At 35.5% G+C, this 19508-nt stretch carries 19 protein-coding genes; 12 read left to right on the plus strand and 7 right to left on the minus strand.

Translation table 11 applies throughout. The features are described 5' to 3' along the window. The first annotated feature begins 3 nt into the window (after positions 1 to 3). The 5 genes from CINF_RS07945 to CINF_RS07965 all read left to right on the plus strand — a co-directional run bounded on the left by CINF_RS07945 (position 4) and on the right by CINF_RS07965 (position 4378). The gene (locus CINF_RS07945) at positions 4 to 735 is read left to right on the plus strand and encodes an ABC transporter ATP-binding protein (protein ID WP_178697111.1); all 732 of its coding nucleotides are present in this window, start codon (positions 4 to 6) and stop codon (positions 733 to 735) included. 11 nt (positions 736 to 746) lie between these two features. Further along, a complete protein-coding gene (locus CINF_RS07950; RefSeq protein ID WP_179975155.1) occupies positions 747 to 1619 on the plus strand; it encodes an MlaD family protein in 873 nt (290 codons plus the stop codon). Beyond that, positions 1616 to 2194, plus strand: coding sequence for an ABC-type transport auxiliary lipoprotein family protein (locus CINF_RS07955; protein WP_178697109.1), 579 nt, complete (start codon positions 1616 to 1618; stop codon positions 2192 to 2194). The genes CINF_RS07950 and CINF_RS07955 overlap by 4 nt, the downstream gene beginning before the upstream one ends. A gap of 276 nt (positions 2195 to 2470) precedes the next feature. After that, a complete protein-coding gene (locus tag CINF_RS07960; RefSeq protein ID WP_179975156.1) occupies positions 2471 to 2791 on the plus strand; it encodes a hypothetical protein in 321 nt (106 codons plus the stop codon). A 27-nt stretch (positions 2792 to 2818) separates the two neighbouring features. Next, positions 2819 to 4378, plus strand: coding sequence for a flagellin B (locus CINF_RS07965; RefSeq protein ID WP_179975157.1), 1560 nt, complete (start codon positions 2819 to 2821; stop codon positions 4376 to 4378). Positions 4379 to 4639: 261 nt separating this feature from the next. Here CINF_RS07965 and vapD read toward each other — a convergent pair whose 3' ends face one another. From vapD to CINF_RS07990, 5 genes are all read right to left on the minus strand, one after another. After that, on the minus strand, positions 4640 to 4966 hold the full coding sequence (gene vapD, locus CINF_RS07970; protein ID WP_179975158.1) for a VapD family protein: 327 nt from the start codon (positions 4964 to 4966) through the stop codon (positions 4640 to 4642). Continuing rightward, complete coding sequence (locus tag CINF_RS07975; protein ID WP_178695958.1) at positions 4963 to 5277, minus strand: hypothetical protein; 315 nt, start codon at positions 5275 to 5277, stop codon at positions 4963 to 4965. Before CINF_RS07975 ends, vapD begins: the two co-directional genes overlap by 4 nt. 311 nt (positions 5278 to 5588) lie before the next feature. Next, entirely contained in the window at positions 5589 to 6362 is a 774-nt protein-coding gene (locus tag CINF_RS07980; RefSeq protein ID WP_178695960.1) for a TIGR02757 family protein, read from the minus strand. A gap of 2 nt (positions 6363 to 6364) precedes the next feature. Further along, on the minus strand, positions 6365 to 7528 hold the full coding sequence (gene truD, locus CINF_RS07985) for a tRNA pseudouridine(13) synthase TruD (RefSeq protein ID WP_179975159.1): 1164 nt from the start codon (positions 7526 to 7528) through the stop codon (positions 6365 to 6367). After that, positions 7482 to 8306, minus strand: a complete 825-nt coding sequence (locus CINF_RS07990; protein WP_179975160.1) for a thiamine-phosphate kinase — start codon at positions 8304 to 8306, stop codon at positions 7482 to 7484. Before CINF_RS07990 ends, truD begins: the two co-directional genes overlap by 47 nt. A 78-nt stretch (positions 8307 to 8384) precedes the next feature. Between CINF_RS07990 and CINF_RS07995 the strand changes: the two genes are divergently transcribed. From CINF_RS07995 to CINF_RS08015, 5 genes are all read left to right on the plus strand, one after another. After that, positions 8385 to 9476, plus strand: a complete 1092-nt coding sequence (locus tag CINF_RS07995; RefSeq protein WP_179975161.1) for an aminotransferase class I/II-fold pyridoxal phosphate-dependent enzyme — start codon at positions 8385 to 8387, stop codon at positions 9474 to 9476. Next, positions 9466 to 10134: a pimeloyl-ACP methyl esterase BioG family protein gene (locus tag CINF_RS08000; protein ID WP_179975162.1), complete on the plus strand. Its 669-nt coding sequence runs from the start codon at positions 9466 to 9468 to the stop codon at positions 10132 to 10134. The genes CINF_RS07995 and CINF_RS08000 overlap by 11 nt, the downstream gene beginning before the upstream one ends. Next, positions 10088 to 10807 carry a methyltransferase domain-containing protein gene (locus CINF_RS08005; RefSeq protein ID WP_178695968.1) on the plus strand — a complete coding sequence of 240 codons (720 nt, stop codon included), beginning with the start codon at positions 10088 to 10090 and terminating at the stop codon, positions 10805 to 10807. Before CINF_RS08000 ends, CINF_RS08005 begins: the two co-directional genes overlap by 47 nt. Positions 10808 to 10892: 85 nt before the next feature. Then, positions 10893 to 11789, plus strand: coding sequence for a cytochrome-c peroxidase (locus CINF_RS08010; protein ID WP_179975163.1), 897 nt, complete (start codon positions 10893 to 10895; stop codon positions 11787 to 11789). Between the two features lie 10 nt (positions 11790 to 11799). Continuing rightward, entirely contained in the window at positions 11800 to 14238 is a 2439-nt protein-coding gene (locus CINF_RS08015) for an EAL domain-containing protein (RefSeq protein ID WP_179975164.1), read from the plus strand. A 240-nt stretch (positions 14239 to 14478) separates the two neighbouring features. On the opposite strand, the gene CINF_RS08020 is transcribed toward CINF_RS08015, so the two are convergent. Beyond that, entirely contained in the window at positions 14479 to 15873 is a 1395-nt protein-coding gene (locus tag CINF_RS08020) for a cation:dicarboxylate symporter family transporter (protein ID WP_179975165.1), read from the minus strand. Positions 15874 to 16249: 376 nt separating this feature from the next. Further along, positions 16250 to 17023, minus strand: coding sequence for a non-canonical purine NTP pyrophosphatase (locus CINF_RS08025; RefSeq protein ID WP_179975166.1), 774 nt, complete (start codon positions 17021 to 17023; stop codon positions 16250 to 16252). Between the two features lie 91 nt (positions 17024 to 17114). On the opposite strand from CINF_RS08025, the gene CINF_RS08030 reads away from it, so the two are divergent. Together CINF_RS08030 and CINF_RS08035 are read left to right on the plus strand one after the other, a co-directional pair. Further along, positions 17115 to 18170, plus strand: coding sequence for an LptF/LptG family permease (locus CINF_RS08030; protein ID WP_178695978.1), 1056 nt, complete (start codon positions 17115 to 17117; stop codon positions 18168 to 18170). A gap of 22 nt (positions 18171 to 18192) precedes the next feature. After that, positions 18193 to 19389: a saccharopine dehydrogenase family protein gene (locus tag CINF_RS08035; protein ID WP_179975167.1), complete on the plus strand. Its 1197-nt coding sequence runs from the start codon at positions 18193 to 18195 to the stop codon at positions 19387 to 19389. The last annotated feature ends 119 nt before the right edge of the window (positions 19390 to 19508 follow it).

Below are 19508 nucleotides of genomic sequence, written 5' to 3' on the forward strand. Positions count from 1 at the left end.
GTAATGATAAAAGCCACAAATATCAGCACCGCTTATGGTTCGCGCCTAATGCAAGATAAGGTAAGTTTTAGCATAAATGATGGCGAAATTTACGGGCTTTTGGGAGGCTCTGGCTCTGGTAAGACAACCTTGCTTAAAACGATGATTTATCTAAACGAACCAACCACTGGCGATATTTATTTTAATGGCATCAATCTATGGCAAACACCGCAAAATAAACGCCAAGCCATTAAATTACAAATGGGTGTGATGTTTCAATTTGGCGCGCTTTTTAGCTCTATGACCGTGCTTGAAAATATCGGCATAATGCTTAGAGAATACAGTCAGCTCAAAAATGCCGAAATTGACGAAATAGCAAAGCTTTGGCTACTTAAAGTAGGACTTGATAAAACAAGTGCCACTCTTTATCCATCACAACTTAGTGGCGGTATGAAAAAACGCGTAGCATTAGCGCGCGCACTTGTGCTTAGCCCAAAGGTGCTATTTTTAGACGAGCCAAACTCAGGCCTTGATCCGCTTAGTTCGCGCGCTCTTGATAGCCTTATTTGCGAGCTTAGAGATAGTTTAGGGCTTAGTGTGGTGATGGTTACGCACGATATTGATAGTATTTTTAATATCTTAGATAGATTTTTGATTTTAAACGGGCATAAAATCGCTTATGAGGGCGATTTAAACGGAGCAAAACAGCTTGAAAACAATCCCCTTGGCGATTTATTTTCAATGCGTAAAAATTAAAGGCAAATTTTATGGAAAACAAAAACTCTTATTTTATTGCTGGCTTGATTTTTGTAATTTTTTCTTTTGGCGCGCTTATTTTTATTTTGTTTATGAATGGCTACAAAAATGATTACGCAGATGAATATTTCATTCAAACCGATGAATTACCACGCGGAATTAAAAAAGGTGGTGCGGTGTATTTTGTGGGCGTAAATGCTGGGATTATAAAAGATGTGTATTTTTTGGATGCAAGTAGCGCAAAAGTAGAAATTGCCATATTAATGCAAAAAGGCTTGCCAATTAGTGCTAATAGCCTAGCACAAGTAGAAACAGCAGGCATTAGCGGAGTTTCATTTATAAATATTAGCCGCGGCGATGGCCTTGCATTTAGCCAAAAAAAGCGCATAATCCAAATCAAACAAGCAGGGCTTGCGCAAATTGAAAGCAATGTTTTATCAATTAGCCAAAAGCTTGATTTAACCCTAACTCATATAAATGAAATTTTAGGCGATGGTAATACTAGCGGGCTTTGGGGCTTTTTAAATCAAATCGCTAGCAAGCAAAACGCCGATAATTTAAGCGAAATTTTAATTAACGCAAAAGATTTTAGCGCAAATCTAAAAAACCTAGAACTAAACCAAACCATAAATAACCTAAACGCCCTAAGCACAGATATTCAAAAAAGCGCGCACACCTTTAATGCGCTAGCAAATACGCTCAATGCCCGCTTAGAGCGTGGAGAGTTTAATTATAAAGCCATTTTAATGGATACTAGCGATGATCTAGCCCTTACAAACGCCCAGCTAAGAGCTACGCTAAAACAAATCAGCCAAGCCTTAATAAGGCTTGAGCGTGATCCTTATGGCTTTTTCTTTAACAGCCCAAAAAAGGATAAAAAATGAAAAAATTATTTTTAATTTTTAGCTTTGCTTTTATGGCGATTTTATTTAACGCTTGCCTTGCCAAAAATGTAAATGAAATCAAATATTACGAGCTAGGGCTTGATTTTATGCCTAAAAATTGCGCTAATTTTGATGAAAATTTTAAAATTTCACCCAAAACAAGCCAAAAAATCAGCCTAAAACTCCGCCCAGTTACCGCAAGCCAAAACCTACAAACAAACGATATATTAATAAAATCCAAGTCCTTAGAGCTTTTTAGCCTAGATGACGCTAGATTTACCACAAGCCCAGCTCAAATGCTTGAAAACACGCTTATTAAAGCTTTAAGCAGTGATTGCGATATAAATCTTAATCAAAATTTCGCCCAAAACTCGCTTTTAGTTAAAATTTTAGAGTTTTACGCTACTAGCCAAAATGCCACCATCACAGCCACTTTATGGCTAAATGAAAAAGCAATCCTACTAAGCCAAAGCGCACCCATAAAATCTAGCTCAAATGATGAAATAATAAAGGCTATGGATATAGCAATGCAAGAATTAACCAAGCAAATTTTAATGATAATAAAAAATAATTAATTTATAAATTTTAAACTTTGCCTTTTGGCTCGCGCGAATTCTTAGCTGATTAAAATTTGCCTTTTGGCTCATGCGAATTCTTAGCTGATTAAAATTTGCTTTAAAATTTTATGCCAAATTCTTAGCTGATTAAAATTTTAAAATTTGCCTTTAATTCGCGCTAATTAGCCCAAATCTGCCCTTAAATTTTAAAATTTCAAACAATTTATAAAAAAATTTAATAAATTTTACAAAAAATTTCATCAAAAAGCTAAACAAATTTTTACTCTTACCGATATGGCATTTGTTAACACGAAGTTAAACATCAAATTACACGCAAGCAGCGTAAGAAAGGTGCAGAATTTACCCGCGAATTTCGCTAAAAAAGCTCTAAAAGCTCTAAAAGCTCTAAAAGCTCTAAAAGCTCTAAAAGCTCTAAAAGCTCTAAAAGCTCTAAAAGCTCTAAAAGCTCTAAAAGCTCTAAAAGCTCTAAAAGCTCTAAAAGCTCTAAAAGCTCTAAAAGCTCTAAAAGCTCTAAAAGCTCTAAAAGCTCTAAAAGCTCTAAAAGCTCTAAAAGCTCTAAAAGCTCTAAAAGCTCTAAAAGCTAAATCACGCTAAGTTCAGCTCCAAATAAAAGGAGTCCCAATGGGTTTTCGTATCAACACAAACATTTCGGCGATGAATGCTTATGTCAATTCATCATCAACAAGCAGAGCGCTTGATGAGAGTATCTCAAAGCTTAGCTCAGGCCTAAGGATAAACAAAGCAGCAGATGATGCCTCAGGTATGACCATAGCTGATAGTCTAAAAGCCCAAGCAAGCGCGCTAGGCCAAGCCATAGCAAACGGCAATGACGCAATAGGCATAGTCCAAACTGCCGACAAAGCAATGGACGAGCAATTAAGCATTCTAAACACAATTCGCACCAAAGCAGTTCAAGCAGCACAAGATGGCCAAACCTCACAATCACGCGAAGCTCTACAAAGCGATATTTCAAGGCTACTTGAAGAACTTGATAATATCGCCACCACCACTAGCTTTAATGGCCAACAGCTCTTAAATGGCAACTTCTCCAATAAAAATTTCCAAATCGGCGCCTATGCTAACCAAACAGTTCAAGTTTCAATCGGTGCTACTGCTAGTGATAAAATCGGGCTTACACGCTTTGAGACTTCGAGTTTGATGGCGTATTCATCTGGTGGTATAAGCGATGTAGTATTTGAGCTTAGCGGTATAGATGGCTTTCCTGGCGGGTATAAATTCCAAACCATTAGCGCGACTGAATTTAAAAAATACGGCCTTAAAGCCATCGCTGATAGAATAAATGCTGTAAGTGATTTAACAGGCGTGAGCGCAAAGGTTTTAAACTCAATCACCTTTTCAAATGTAATAGCAGCTGGCGATATTAAAGGTCTTAAAATAAATGGCATATCAATAGGCGATGTTACAACAGTAGCAGGTGATAAAAACCAGGTGCTAGTTAATTCTATAAATAAATTAAAAGAGCAAACAGGCGTAGAAGCTAGCACAAAAGATGGTAAATTAACCCTAACAGCAAGAGATGGCAGGGCTATAAATATAAATAGTTTAAGCACAGCAGGCTCTCAGCTTGGTACGGGAACAAATGCTAAATTTAGTGAAGCCAGTGGTACTACCATCGTAGGCAAATTAACCCTAATCCGCCAAGATGCTAGGGATATAGTATTTAGAATGAGCGGATGTGCAGAAGTTAAAGCTATAAGCTTAGGTGCTGATACAATCACAGGCGGTATGAGCATTGCTGTACAATCAGGTGCCACACAAAAAACTGTAAGCCTAGGTGATATGAATAGTGGAATTTTAAGCTCAACCTTGGCTGCTGCTATGGGGTATTTTGGTGGTGGTATAACAGGCACAGATCAACTAAGTGGCGTAACCACATATTACGGCGCGCAGGCGATGATTAGCATTTCTGAATCAGCCCAAAAAATACTTGATAGAATACGCTCAGATTTAGGTTCAGTTCAAAATCAGCTACAATCAACCATAAACAACATCAGCGTAACACAAGTCAATGTAAAAAGCGCAGAAAGCCAAATCCGCGATGTAGATTTTGCCACAGAAGCAAGCAATTTCAACAAATACAACATCCTAGCCCAATCAGGCAGCTACGCGATGAGCCAAGCCAACACAATCCAACAAAATGTTATGAGATTGCTACAATAACTAGCTTTTAAAGCTTTAAAAGTTTTAAAGACTTTAAAGGGCGGGCATTACGCCCGCCCACACTAAATTTTAAAATCATCTTAATTTTATGCCAAAAACTCTTTATGCCAAAAACTTTTTATGCCAAAACGCAAGATTTAAAATAATTTTTATAAATTTTAATGATTTTTAATAAGCAAATTTTAGAATTTAGCTAGTTTTGCTAGTAGATTTAGACAATATGTGAGCGATAAAGGTTAGCGGGGCTTTGCGCCCCGTATCCTAACGCTTGTGAAAATTATAAGATTGTTCTAAAAAATCGTCATTTTTGGTAAGTTCGCCTAATAAATCAAACTGCTTACCAATATTTGTAACTTTAAATTTTAAAACACAATCTTTTATCCACGGAAGTTCTTTTCTTAATTCTTTTACAAGACGAGTAATTTCTGCCTCTTTCATTGATTTTATAGAAACATAACCTGAATATTGATCGTGTTCAAAACCGTTCTCAAGCATAAAATTTTTAAGCTGTGAATAAGGTATGCTTGTATGGCTAAAATGTTCTAATAAAGCATTTGTAGATAAATCAAAATTTATTGATTTTCTCATTGCCATAACCTTGCTTTTTTTCCTTTTAAAAAAATAATTAGATTGTCGTTATTGCTTTCTTCTTCATCACTAAGCCACAACCAAGATTTAACAGATTTCGCAAAAAGATTATTTTCTTCTAAATAATCCCAACAAAAAGCACCTAAATCTCCTAGTTCTTTATCACTACCATCGCCGTGATATTCACACTTACCGACTTTAATTAAACCTATTTTTTGTGCTACTTCATCAATTTTTAACTCAAATTCTTGCGGGTCATAGCCAAGTGCAATGAGTTTATCATTGTCAAGCTCAAATTTTGTTCCTAACATTATTGCTCCTTACTTACAAATTCTAATAATTCAAGCTTAGGATGTTTGCTTTGCTTACGCATCGCAAGCTCCTTTGGAAAAATTGCCTCCGCCAAAGCTTCGGCGGCGGCATTATATCAAAATTTTAAGCTAATTTTAAAAATCTCACAAAATTAAAAAATCCACACAAATTTTAAAAATCTTTTCATAAATTTTAAAAGTTCAAAATCCAAGTAAATTTTAAAATTTTATAAAATCCAAAAATTTTAAAATTCGCCAAATTGTAACGATTTTAAGCAAGCTAAGTTTAAAATTTCAAGCTCCAAAACGCATTATTTAAAATTTTCTAAAAGCTTTTTAATTTTGCCACTTTGGCCTAATCTATACAGGGCAAAATCGTATTTTATGGGGTCGTTTGGGTCAAATTGTTTTAGATTTTGTGTGATTTCTAAGGCGGATTTGAAGTCATAAACACGGCGTGAGCATAATTTAAGCGCTTGGGCAACCTTGTGGGTGTGCGTATCAAGTGGCAAAATCAGCTCCGATTTTGGCAAATTTTTAAAAATCCCAAGGTCAATATCGCTATCTCTCACGCACCAGCGAAGCCACATATTATAGCGTTTATAAGGGGCTTTTGGGCTTTTTTCAAAGGCCTTGGCAAAATAAAAATTATAGCCCAAACTTCTATATTCATTAAGCCCATAAATACACGAAATAAGCGCGTTTATCCCATCAATCATCATAGCATTTTTTTCAAAACCCTTTTTTATTATGGCTTGAATATCCAAATCCTTTAAACGCGAAAAAGTAATGAAAATTTGCTCTAAATCCTTAGCATTTTCAAAGCGATAAATGCGCGGATTATCCCTAAAATACGCGCTTATCTGGCTTTGGCTTTTGTAAATTAATGAAAAATCAAGCGATTTTAAAAATTTCACAATCAACCTTGCATTCCCATACGCAAAAAGCGCGCAACAAAGCATTATAACAGGATCTTTAAACTCCCTTGCCACTTGTAACGGATCAGCCTCGCTAAAAAGCCCATCTTGGGAGCAATGAGCGTTATATTCATCATCTAATAGTCTTTTTAATTTTAAAATTTCCATTTTTATTCTTCTTGGTAAGATAAAATATCATCACGGCGTAAAATTTCACGCAAAAAAATCGTAGCATATGCGCCCTTAACAAGGCTAAAAGATAGCCTAAAATGCGCGTTTTGCTCATCGTATTTATAGCTAATATCGCTTGGGTAAATCACGCCGTGTCTGCGCCCACCACTAAGCAAACTCTCATAAATATAAAATGGCGCAAATACCGCATCTTCAAGCTCTTTTGCGAGATCTTTTGAGCCGAATGCTTTTTTGCCTAATAATAAAATTTGCGGGCTTTTTCTTTTTTCATTAAACGCGATTATTTCATCATCTAAGCTCTCACATAAAAATAACGCCCCGCTTGGATAATGCCCTAAAACCTCGCCTCTTATTAGCTTAAAAAATTGCTTTTGAGCTTTTATTTGCTTGGCGTCATCTTTGTTTATGTTAAAAATTTTGGCTAATTCTTGCGCGCTAAATTCCCTAGCAAAATGATTTATTTTTAAGCGAAAACTAAGATAGCGATTAAAAAGCTCGCTTTGAAAAGCTGAGAGTAAGAAATTTTGCATTTTTGGGTTTAGTTTGGATTTTTGTCCGTTATTTAGGGCATTTAAAAGCTCTAAGCCTTTAAGCGCGTTATCGCCAAACTTGCCAAATCTTTGAAAACCAAAATAATTAGGCAGGCCGTTTTGGCTTATAAAATTTATGGCATTTTCCAAACGCACAGCATCGCTTGGGCTTACTTTTTTAAGGCGGATAAAAAAGCTATTGCCTTTTAAATGGCCTGTGCGGATTTTATTATTGTGCTTTGTTATGTTTAAAATGCTTAATTTATCGCTATTTAGGTGCTTTAAGGCATTTTCAAAAGCACTTGGCAGGCTAATGAATTGCGATGTAAGACCTTGTTTATCTTTTAGCCCAGCAAAGCCCATATCACGGATTTTTGCGCCAGTTGCGCTAGAAATAATGCTAAGAGCTTGTGGCGTGGTTAAATCCTTTTTTTGAATATGTAAAATCAAATGCTCGCCATCACCGCTAAAATCATAAAGTGGCAATTCGCGCACCACAAAATCAGCCGAGCATTTGTTAAAATGTGCGTTTATTGGCGCGTGAGAACTAGCAAAAAGCAAAGGGCTAGAAGTGGCTAAAAGCTCTAAACTTTGGGATATTTGATCTTGCATTTGTAACCTGTCCTATTATGTTTAATTTTAAACGGCATTTTTTGGCTATGTTTTGTATTTTTGGCTTATTTTTAGGCGAAAAAGTAAAAAGCGCTTCGTATTCTTCGCCACTAAGTAGCTCAAACTTGCTTAAAATTTTATTTAAGCGCGCTCTTTGGTGCTTTTTAAGCAATTTTGGCAAATCATTTAATAACCCATCGCTTATATCCATACACGAACTTAAATATCTAGCACTCAAAAATATAAAATTTGAGCGTAAAACAGGCTTTTTAAAGCGCGCATTTTTGGCTAAAAATCCGCCGTTTTGTAAAATTTTTAAACCCTTTAAACTATTGCCTAATTCTCCGCTAAATGCGATAAAATCGCCATTTTTTGCTCTTTTTCTATATAAAATTGGCCTTTTAGTTTTAGCTATTATGCTTAGGCTAATGCTGATTTTATCGCCCTTTGTGGTATCTCCGCCTATGATTTTTACACCATAAGATGCGCAAACTTCTTTTAAACCAGCACAAAGCGCGTTTATTTCATTCATTGGCATAGTCTTAGGCAGGCTTAGAGCGCATAAAGCATAGCAAGGTTGCGCGCCCATTACAAAAGCATCGCTAAGATTTATAAGAGCGGCTTTTGCGCCTATTTCATAGCTACTAAGCCATTCTTTTTTAAAATGCACGCCCTCAATAAACAAATCCTTGCTAAAACAAAACTCGCCTAAAATCGCGCCGTCATCGCCATTTAAGCGATGTGAAAATAAATTTATAATGCTTTGTTCTTTATCCATAATGTGCTTTGTTTTTTGGCAAGATTTTAGACAAAAGCCACTTAAAAAGTGCTATAATTTTGCCCAAAAAGTCTTAAAATGCTTAAACAAAAAACACTCCAAAATCTAAATTTTAACGCAACAAACCCAAATTTTAGAGAGCTAAAAAACACAAAAATTAGCTCACGCTTCATCTATCAAAACGGCCAAAAATTACTAAACCTAGCAAGCAATGATTATTTGGGCATCGCAAGCGATAAGAGCCTAAGAGATGAGTTTTTAAATAATCTTAGCGATGAATGCTTTTTTGGCTCAGGTGCTAGCCGTTTGATATATAGCCCAAGCTATGATTACGGCGAGCTTGAAAGCAAATTTCAAAAATTATTTAAAAATAAAAAAGCCTTAATTTTTAATTCAGGTTATAGCGCAAATCTAGCCACGATAAATGCTTTAAATGATGAAAACACGCTCTTTTTGGCTGATAAATTAATTCATGCTTCAATGATTGATGCGCTTAAAATGGCAAATTTTAAACGCTTTAAGCATAACGACACAAACGAACTTGAAAATTTGCTAAAAAAATATAGAGCTAAGTTTAAGCGCATAATAATTTTATGCGAAGGCCTTTATAGTATGGATGGCGATTATGCGAATTTGGCAGATTTTAAGCACCTAGCAAATGAATGGGGCGCGCTTTTATTTGTTGATGAAGCTCATAGTTTTTTTAGCTTGCATGAGCTTGGAGAATGCGATGCTTGCGGGATTAGTAGCGATTTTATGCTTATTACTTTTTCAAAAGCTCTTGGGGGTATGGGAGCTGCGATTTTATGCGATGAAAACACGAAAAATCTGCTTGTAAATACAGCGCGATCTTTGATTTATTCAACCGCGCTAGCACCTATAAATATAGCCTGGACTAAGTTTATTTTAAGCAAAGATTTTAGCCAAAGGCGCAAAAATTTAGCCAAAAACATCGAACTTTTAGGGCTAAATAACAGCGCGATTTCTCCGGTGCTTTGCCAAGACAGCCAGCACGCTTTATGCGCTAGTAAAATGCTAGCAAAGCACGGCTATTTCATACCAGCCATTCGCCCGCCATCAGTAAAGCAAGCAAGGCTTAGAATTAGTTTGCGCGCAGATATTTTAGAGGCTGAAATTTTAAAATTACGGGAGCTTTTGGGTGAAATTTGAGCTAATTAAAGACGCAAAAAAATTAATTTTATGCTTTTTGGGCTATTCATTTTTGCCAAGTAGCCTAGCGCATTTAGAGCTTGGAGAATACGGACTTGGCGTGTTTTATGATTATAGCGATGTGAGTTTTGATTTAGAAAAAATTAATTTTTTTGCCTATGGAGATTCGCTAGCAAATTTTATCTTTAAAAAAGAGCTTTTTTTAGTTGGCTTTTCTCTTGGGGTTTTCATAGCTAGCAAAATAAAATTTCAAAACCCCTTAAAGCGCGCTGTGGCGATAAACGGCACGCCTTTTGGCATTGATGAAAACTTTGGCATAAAACAAAGCGATTTTAAGCAAAGCTTAGAAAATTTTAATTTTGCTGAGTTTAAAAAAGGCTGTTTTTTAAAAGATCTTGGGCGCGTAAATTTTGAGTTTAACAAACAAGCAAAAGCCGAGCTTAGCGCACTTTATCAAAGCATAATAAACTCTAAAAAAGATGAAAATTTCATCACCTGGCATAAGGCAATAATAAGCAAAAAAGATTTTATTTTTCCGCCTACTGCTACGAAAAATTATTTTAGTAAATTTGCCATAAACTGCGATATACAAACAATTAACGCGCCTCATTTTGCCTTTTATAATTTTAAAACTTGGGAGCAAATCCTTGCGCTTTAAAAATGCCAAAAATTACGATGAATTCGCCAAGGCTCAAAAATTCGCCGCAAATAACCTAATATCTTTGCTTACAAGCATTCAAAGCGATTTTAATGTGATTTATGAAATCGGCTGTGGTTCTGGGATTTTAAGCAAGATGCTTATGGCTAATTTGGGCTTTAAAAGGCTGATTTTAAATGATTTATTTAAGAGCCAAATTATGAATGAATGCGAGGCGCAAATAGGCGATATTACGCAAATATCAATGCCAAGCGGGCTTGATTTGGTTATTTCAAGTAGCGTTTTTCAGTGGATTTATCCGCTTGAAATTTTAAGCACTAAGATTTTTAAAAGCTTGAATAATGGCGGATTATGCGCGTTTTGTATGCTTTCGCTTGGCTCGCTAAATGAACTTAGCAGTTTTACAAATCAAAGCTTAGAATACAAAAACCCAGACCAAATTGATAAAATTTTTAGCCAAGATTTTCAAATTTTAGCCAAGCAAAATTATAATTTTATAGATAAATTTCAAAATTTAAAAGAGCTTTTAAACAGCCTAAAACAAACAGGCGTGAATAATTTAAATGGAAATTTTAAATTAAACAAAAGCTCGCTAAATGCGATGGATAAGCACTTTAATCAAAATTATAAGCTAAGCTATAATTTTTATTCTCTAATAATGCAAAAAACTTAAAATTTGCTTATTTAAAGCCTAAATTAAGGCGCAAGAGTTTTAAAATTTTATATAAAATCAAGCCTAAATAAGATATTATTGTGCGATGATTTTTCGTGTTTTTTTCATATCGGTTTTGTTGTTTAGCACGATATTTGCAAGGGATTTATTTCACGCTATTACGCCCATAGAAAATGCAAATGATTACGATCCTGATCGGGCGTTTTTAGGTAAAGAATTGTTTTTTGATACTCGCCTTAGTCCCAAAAAAATTTCTTGCCACGCTTGCCATAATTTAGAAGGCAAGATTAGCGGCACATCACAAACCTGTAATCTGCCAGTGCCTACTATTTTGAATGCTAGTTTAAATTATTATTTTGGACTTGATGGGCAATTTTCTAGCTTAGAAGATTCTATTAAGGCAGTAATTGAAGATACCGATCTTTATGCAAGTTCATCTACTTTTATGATAAAACAAATCAAAAAAAATCCATATTATGTAGAAAAATTCCAAGAAATTTACGGCACAAATATCATAAGCTATAAAAATATCATAAATGCGCTAGCTGAGTTTATAAGAGCGCTTAAAACTCCAAGCCGTTTTGATAAATTTTTACTAGGCGATGATGATATTTTAAGCCAAGAAGAAAAAAAGGGCTATAATGTTTTTGTAAAAAAAGGTTGCGTAGCCTGCCATAATGGCACAAATATCGGCGATGGCATCACCATAAAAATACGCCAAAACAATGGCACTATCCAAAATCACAGAGTGCCTACTTTACGCAATATCTTACGCACAGCACCTTATATGCGTATAAACTCGCCAAATATCTACGCCGCCATCACTTGGCTAAAAAATTCCATAATTGGACTTCATGTAACTCATACAGATATAGCACAAATAATAATATTTTTTGAAGCATTAAATGGCGATACGCCACTAATTTTAAAAGCCACAAGCGCAGAAGAGCTAAAAATGCTTTTAGATGAGCAGTTAGATTAAGGATAAAAAAGTGCAGCTAAAATCCCATAAAATGGCCATAAATTTTACATTTATATTTTTATTAACCCTTGCCGTAGTTGGCACTTGGTTTTTATACTATACAAACGCCACATTAAAGCACGGGCAAATCTACATCTCTTATATACTAGATATCCGCAAGCTAAATGATGAAATAGATGTGAGTATGTCTAGCCCTAATACCATAGTAAATTTTGATACCATCAACAAAAAAATGGATGAAATGATCCAAAAATTAAAAGCCACTTCAAGCTATAAAGGCTTTGATGATTTTTTCTTAGATCGTAGAAATAAGGCTATATTTTTGGATTTTCATAGGGCTGTTATGGCTAAAAAAACCCTGCTTGAAGATTATAAAACCCATAAATCTAGTTATATTGAGGGCTTGATATATTTATTATCAAACCTGCGAAATACAAAAGATGTGCGGATTATGTCAGGGCTTTTTACTAAGCTTGCTTTGATTCGTTTTGGCGATAATCTTAATGTTGATGAGTTTGAGCAAGAAATAGCCACCCTACACGCAAAATTAGCCCAATCAGAAACCCACGCTAGCGTTGATTATACTTACATAGGTAGGCTTTTAAAATTAAATGAAGAAGTAAAAATAGTTTCAAATATCGAAGTAATGAACACCCAGCTCAATATCTCCGCAAAAGCTTCTAATGTAATAACGGCTTTAAATAATTACAACAATAGAAATTTTACAATCTTACTTGTAGGTATTTTCATACTAGGCATTATTGTGCTGGTATTTTTTGTGCGTATTTTAAAATATTATTTTGAAAACCAAAAACTTAAAAAATACACAAACCAACTAGATGGAATTTTAGTCCTTAGTGATAGCTCGCTAGTGGCTATAAACTTACAAGGCCAAGTAATTCGCGCCACAAGAAGTTTTAAAGAAAACAATCAGCAGTATTTAGGCAAAAAATTAGAGTTTTTTTATGAAAACGGCGCAAAAATAGAAATCATAAACGATGTAAGCCAAACAAAAAGCACGCAAAAATATAATTTTTCAATGCGCAAAAACTCAAAAGGCAATTTAATTTATGAAAAAATCATTGCCGTGCCAAATTTTGATATGGCGGGCAAATTAATAGATATAGATATAATCTTACAAGATTTTACCGAAAACTACACCGTTAAAAATATGATAAAACGCGCTAAGTTTAAAGAAAAAGAAGCCTCTATTATAGATAGAGAAACCGAGCTACCAAATCACCTAGCCCTAAATGAAATGCTCAAAAAACAAGAACACGCGCATGTGCTTTATATCAGCTTAGATCAATTTAGCAATATAGTATTTTTCTACAATCAAGCCACCGTGCTTTTAATCTTAATAGAAGTTGGCAAAACCATAAATTTATTTATAGAAAACAACCACCTAGACGCCACCTTATACCACTTACAAGAAGATAAATTTTGTATATATTCTAAAAACAGAAGCATTGAAGCAAGCGCTAAACGCTTGCTTGCGTATTTTACACCTAGCATTATAATCTCAGATGATACCGGCCATGATATAAATATAGATCTAAATATCACAATCGGCATAAGCTTAAATGTAGATACCACCATAGCAGATCGCCTAACCCAAGCCAAACTAGCCCACCAAAAAGCAAAAAATAACGAAGAAAATCTAGCCTTTTACGAGCAAAACGATGAAAGCGAAAAAAATTACCGCCAAAATCAATACATCTCACGCCTAATCCGCTACGCCCTAAACACAAATAAAATAGTAGTAGAATGCCAGCCGATTTTTGATTTACAAGAAATTGATACTTACAACAACACCTATAAAGTTCATAGCTATGAAATTTTAGCCCGTATGCTTGATGAGCAAAATAAAGTCCATTATCCGGGCGAATTTTTAGGCGTTGCTAAGCAAGCTGGGCTTTATTTAAATATCACGCGCGCTGTGATAATCCGTGCTTTTGAGCTAATCAACCGCTTTGATTACCGCTTTTCTATAAATTTATCCACTGCTGATATGATAAACCCTAGCGTTAGAGAGCTTTTATTACAAAAACTAGATGAAAGCGAGCATTCTAGCAATGTAACAATAGAAGTGCTAGAAACCGAGGATGTCGAGGGCGCATTTGATGAAGTTTTTGAGTTTTTAAAGCTTGTGCGCTCGCATGGGTGTCGCGTGGCTATTGATGATTTTGGTAGTGGGTATGCCAACCTTGCGATGTTGCTTGAATTAAATGTCGATTATATCAAGCTTGATGGCTCTATCGTGCGCCGTTTGCCTTATGATAAAGACGCTGTCCAGCTAATAGGCGCACTAGCAAGCTTTACTAATACCGAGGGCTACACGATGGTAGCTGAGTTTGTAAGCGAACAAGAAATTTTAGATGTGGTTAAAAGCCTAGGGATTCGCTACGCACAAGGCTTCTTGCTAGGCAAACCTGTTACTTTAAATTAAAATTTTAAATTTATTTTAAGGCGCGCTGGCTTGGGATAATTTTTATTTTAAGGCGCACTGGCTTTAAAATTTATTCTGCGCGTTTGCTTTTTAAAGTAACCGCGCGCATTTAGTTTAAAATTTTATCTTTAAAAATAAATTTTATTATAAGGGCGAAATTTTAAAATTTACTCAAATAATATTTTGGCTGATTTTAAAATTTAAAAATCAGCGCAAATTTTAAAATTTTTTCTTTTAGATTTAAGGTTTTGATTGTGTATTTGTTAAATTATCATTTAAATTTAGATTTTCAAAGGCGTAATCATTTGGATTATCTAAGGCGTGGCGGAATTTTTGCATATCGATTTTTTTATCCCAAATCGCCACTATCAAACAGGCCACAGAATTACCGCAAAGATTGCCCACAGCGCGCATTTCACTCATAAACTTATCCACACCAAGCAGCACAGCCACCGTTGCTACTGGTATGACATCGTGCAAACTAGAAAGCGTCCCAGCAAGCACCACAAAACCACTCCCAGTAACGCCCACAGCGCCTTTTGATGTGATCATTAAAATTATCAAAATGCTAAGTAAATGCATAAAACTTAGCTCAATGTCAAAAGCTTGCGCTAAAAATATAACGCTCATTGAAAGATAAATATTAGTACAATCCAAATTAAACGAATAGCCAGTTGGCACAATCAAGCCCACACAGCCTCTATGAATGCCAGCTGCTTCTAGCTTTTTCATAAGCGGAGCAAGGGCAACCTCGCTAGAACTAGTCGCAAACACCACCAAAACTTCTTTTGCGATAAAGCGCATAAACTTAAAAATATTGATTTTTACAAAATAACAAATCGCCCCAAGCACGCCAAAAATAAAAATCAAACAAGCTATGGCCATCACAACAAGCAAACTAAGCATTCCAACAAGGCTAGAAATTCCAAATTTCCCAATCAAATAAGCCATCGCACAATACGCCGCTAGCGGGCTAAGCCACATAAAAACACTTAAAATTTTAAGCACTATGCTTTGGGCTTTATTTAGCGGGATTAAACAAGCTTTTTTGATTTTTGCGGGAGCAAAACTAAGAGCAATAGCCACACAAATTGCCATAAAAAGCACTTGTAAGGTCATAGCCTTAATAAAAGGCGTTATAACCACGCTTAAAGCTATAAAGAAATTTGCAATTAAGCCAAAAATGCTGGTATTTTCTAAATAAGGAATTAGCGGAGTGCTTGGTATGGCGCTTTTTAAAATCGCGCTAATTGAGCCTACATCGCGCGTATTTTGCGTGAATTGCTCCACACTGCTAGCGTCTAAATGCGTGATATCAAGGTGCATTCCATGCCCTGGAGCCAAAAGCAAAGCAGCGCCAATGCCAACGGCTAATGCCAGCGTGCTAACTAGCTCAAAATACACAAAACCTTTTAGCCCAATCGAACCTACATCGCGCAAATCTTCAAGCCCCACAATGCCCGAAATTATCGTTAAAAAGATAATTGGTCCAACCATCCATTTAAGGATTTTAATAAACCAATCAATGCCGATTTTGCTTTGTATGCCAAGCTCAGGCATAAAAAAGCCCACACACACGCCAGCCACGATAGCCAGCACCACCCAAAATGCAAGATTTGTGAGTAGTTTTTTCATAAAATTCCTTTTTGCGCTCAGGCTGGAACTAGCGCGTTTTATAACGATTTTTAAACAAAGCCTAAAAAATTTTTGAATTATAGCGCAAATATAAAACTTTAAGCCCAATTTAAGTGTATTAAAAAATTTTAAAATTTTATGCGAAAACGACGCTTTTTTGCGGGCAATTTAAGCAAGATAAAAAATTTGCGGGCGTTTAAATTAAAATTTTAATAGATTATTAAGTTAAAATTCGCGGGCCAAATTAAAATATTGCGCCTTTTGGCTGAAATTTTAAAATTTGCTCGATTTAAAAAATAAAATTTTAAAATTTACTAGATTAAAATTAAAATTTTAAACTTGCGCGCTACTGAGAATTTAATTTTGTTATAAAAAATTATTGATTTTCTAGCATTTTTAAAATCGTTAGCAAAGCATCGCTAGCGCGCGCTCTGTGCGAGATTTTTGCCTTTATACTCTCATCAAGTTCGCCAAGCGTGCGCCCAAAACCATCAGCAATAAACATAAAATCATAGCCAAAGCCGTTTTCGCCGCGCTCAAATGGTATTACTTGCCCGTGTAAAAAACCATGGACGATATAGCAAATTTCATTTTGACTAGCGTTTTGATTAAGATTAAAATTTGCGCTAAAATCCGCATTTTTTGCGCCATTAGCGTTTTGATTAAAATTTGCGCCCTTGCCTTGATTTTTGCCAAAATTGCCATAAATTAACGCCAACGCCGCCGTGTAAAAAGCGCGCGAACTTTTTAAATTAAGCTCATTTAATTTAGCTATCATCTTGGCTCTATTGCTTGCTGGCGTGGGCTTAGCGCAAATATCGCTACTATAACGGGCTGAAAAAATGCCCGGCTCGCCATTTAAAGCCTCCACGCTTATACCGCTATCATCGCTAAGCACGGCTAAATCGCCATTTTCCCATGCACTTTTGCATTCGTCTAATAAAGGATTTTTTGCCCCATCAAAGGCCTTTAAAAGCGCGTTATAAACGGCTTTTGCTTTGATTTTTGCATTTTTGGCAAAGCTGTTTTCATCCTCAATAATTTCAAAAGGTTCTAAAATTTCGCTATAAGCGATGATTTCGTGCGGAGCTAGCAAGCTTTTAAACTCTTTTAATTTGCCAGCATTTGAAGTAGCTAAGATAATTTTCATATTTAACCTTATTTAAATGCGCGCATTTTAGCTAATTTTGTAGCTTTTTTTGCTAAAATCTGCCTTTTAATCACCAAAAGAAAGCCACTAAATGCAACTTTACACAAAATACATTGCTTGGGTTTATTGTAAGACTTTTTTTATTGTTTTTATCGCTTTGGAGCTATTTTTTGTGGGCATTGGGCTTTTAACCAACCTTGATAATATCCCAAAAAGCGCGAATTTAGCCCTGCTTTATATGCTTTATTCTAGCGGAGTGGCTATAAAATATATCTTACCACTTAGCATTGTTTTAGCTAGTATTATAAGCGTAATAAATTTTATAAGAAACAACGAATTAGTCAGCTTTTTAGCCTTAGGATTAAATAAAAGTTTGGTGTTTAGACCCATACTTGTTATTTCAATACTTATTATTTTAGTGTATATTGTTTTACAAAGCACGCCCCTAGCGTATGCAAATGATTTACAAAAAACCCTAACCAACAAAGAAAGCATAAACTACAAATCAAATTTTTTAAAAGACGATAATAAAATGATTTATTTTATTACCTCATCAAAGGACGATAAAAAGGTAATCGCGCCTTATATTTTTGAATTTGATAATGGAGTTTTAAGGCGCAAAGTAGCAGGCCATGAGGCCAGATTTAATGGCAAAGAATGGATTTTGGATTATGCTTTTGGCTTAAAACTCCCACAAAACATAACCTTAGGCCAAGAAGGCCTTTTAAGAGAAAAAATTTTTAACTATAAATTTTTAAAAGGTTTTAATCCACAAGTAGTTTATAACCTGCAAGATACAAATAGCGAATATTCCGTATTTGACGCGCTAAAATCAATAGAAGCTTTAAAAACAAAAGATTTAAACACCACGCAAATTAGAGCTAGTTTGTATTTTACGATATTTTTCCCATTTTTTGCGCCTTTTATGAGTTTGATTATGTATTATTATATGCCGATTATTTCGCGCTTTTCTAGCCTTAGCATCACTGGATTTTTATGCGTTTTGGCAACGCTTTGTATGTGGGGCGTGCTGTTTGCTTTATGGCGTTTTGGGCAAAATGGCGTGATTTTACCTGAAATTGCGGTGATCTTGCCGGTTATGCTTTTGGGGGCTTTTGGCGCGTATAAATACAAACTAGCTAAATAAAATTTGCCAAAAAGGAGAAAAAATGAAACATTTATTAATTATAGGCGCTGGCGGGGTTTCGCGCGTGGCTACATTTAAGGCTGCTGTGGCGATGAAAAATAACGATGGCTTTAATAAAATCACGCTTGCAAGCAGAACCAAAAGCAAATGCGATGAGATCGCAAATTTTATTTTTGAGCGTCTTGGCGTTAGCATAAATACAGCTAGCATAAATGCCGATGATAGCGCGCAAGTGGCTAGTTTGATTGAAAAAATCGGCGCGGATTTACTGCTAAATTTAGCCTTGCCTTATCAAGATTTAAGCTTAATGGACGCTTGCGAAAAAACTAAAATTTCATATATCGACACAGCAAACTACGAGCATCCAGATACCGCAAAATTCGAGTATAAAGAACAATGGGCAAAAAACGAAGCCTTTAAAAACGCTGGGATTTTGGGCTTATTAGGCTCTGGCTTTGATCCTGGCGTTACAAATGTATTTTGCGCTTATGCTAAGCAAAATCTTTTTGATGAAATTTATGAAATTGATATTTTAGATTGTAATGCTGGCGATCACGGCTATGCTTTTGCGACAAATTTTAATCCTGAGATAAATTTGCGCGAGGTTTCGGCTAAGGGGCGTTATTATAAAGATGGCAAATGGATTGAAACCGAGCCACTAAGCGAGCATTTTAGCTGGGATTATCCAAAAATCGGCCCAAAAGAAAGCTATTTAATGTATCACGAAGAACTTGAAAGCCTAGTAAAAAATATCCCAAGCCTGCGCCAAATCCGCTTTTTTATGACCTTTGGAGAGAGTTATTTAAGGCATATGCGTTGCCTTGAAAATGTGGGAATGTTGCGCATTGATGAAGTTGAACACAATGGCGTAAAAATCGTGCCAATTCAGTTTTTAAAGACCTTGTTGCCAGATCCTGCTAGCCTTGGAGCGCGCACAAAGGGCAAAACAAACATAGGTTGTGTTATAAGCGGAGTGTATAAAAATAAGGCGCGCAAAGTTTATATTTACAATGTTTGCGACCACGAAGAATGCTTTAAAGAAACTAACGCCCAAGCAGTAAGCTACACCACAGGCGTGCCAGCGATGATCGGCGCAAAGCTAGTAGCAAAGGGCGTTTGGAGTGCTTTGGGTGTGAAAAATATGGAAGAATTTGATGCCAAGCCTTTTATGGACGAGCTAAATCAAAACGGCTTGCCGTGGGAGATAATCGAGCTTTAAGCTTAAAATTTGGGCTTTAAATAATTTTATTTAAAAAAATTATTTTAAGCCTTAAAAATGCTTAATTAAAATTTGGGCTTCAAATTTTATTTATTTAAAGCCCTTAAAATGCTTAATTT

The sequence above is a fragment of the Candidatus Campylobacter infans genome, assembly GCF_013416015.1.
Classification (GTDB): Bacteria; Campylobacterota; Campylobacteria; order Campylobacterales; family Campylobacteraceae; genus Campylobacter; species Campylobacter infans.

Bases quoted from the DNA above. Each gene is read 5' to 3' on its own strand.
- CINF_RS08030 (WP_178695978.1), top strand. From the start codon at position 17,115: ATGCAACTTTACACAAAATACATTGCTTGGGTTTATTGTAAGACTTTT.
- CINF_RS07990 (WP_179975160.1), bottom strand. From the start codon at position 8,306: ATGGATAAAGAACAAAGCATTATAAATTTATTTTCACATCGCTTAAAT.
- CINF_RS07975 (WP_178695958.1), bottom strand. From the start codon at position 5,277: ATGTTAGGAACAAAATTTGAGCTTGACAATGATAAACTCATTGCACTT.
- CINF_RS07960 (WP_179975156.1), top strand. From the start codon at position 2,471: ATGGCATTTGTTAACACGAAGTTAAACATCAAATTACACGCAAGCAGC.
- CINF_RS07980 (WP_178695960.1), bottom strand. From the start codon at position 6,362: ATGGAAATTTTAAAATTAAAAAGACTATTAGATGATGAATATAACGCT.
- CINF_RS08010 (WP_179975163.1), top strand. From the start codon at position 10,893: ATGATTTTTCGTGTTTTTTTCATATCGGTTTTGTTGTTTAGCACGATA.
- CINF_RS07945 (WP_178697111.1), top strand. From the start codon at position 4: ATGATAAAAGCCACAAATATCAGCACCGCTTATGGTTCGCGCCTAATG.
- CINF_RS08025 (WP_179975166.1), bottom strand. From the start codon at position 17,023: ATGAAAATTATCTTAGCTACTTCAAATGCTGGCAAATTAAAAGAGTTT.
- vapD (WP_179975158.1), bottom strand. From the start codon at position 4,966: ATGAGAAAATCAATAAATTTTGATTTATCTACAAATGCTTTATTAGAA.
- CINF_RS07955 (WP_178697109.1), top strand. From the start codon at position 1,616: ATGAAAAAATTATTTTTAATTTTTAGCTTTGCTTTTATGGCGATTTTA.
- CINF_RS08035 (WP_179975167.1), top strand. From the start codon at position 18,193: ATGAAACATTTATTAATTATAGGCGCTGGCGGGGTTTCGCGCGTGGCT.
- CINF_RS07965 (WP_179975157.1), top strand. From the start codon at position 2,819: ATGGGTTTTCGTATCAACACAAACATTTCGGCGATGAATGCTTATGTC.
- CINF_RS08020 (WP_179975165.1), bottom strand. From the start codon at position 15,873: ATGAAAAAACTACTCACAAATCTTGCATTTTGGGTGGTGCTGGCTATC.
- CINF_RS07995 (WP_179975161.1), top strand. From the start codon at position 8,385: ATGCTTAAACAAAAAACACTCCAAAATCTAAATTTTAACGCAACAAAC.
- truD (WP_179975159.1), bottom strand. From the start codon at position 7,528: ATGCAAGATCAAATATCCCAAAGTTTAGAGCTTTTAGCCACTTCTAGC.
- CINF_RS07950 (WP_179975155.1), top strand. From the start codon at position 747: ATGGAAAACAAAAACTCTTATTTTATTGCTGGCTTGATTTTTGTAATT.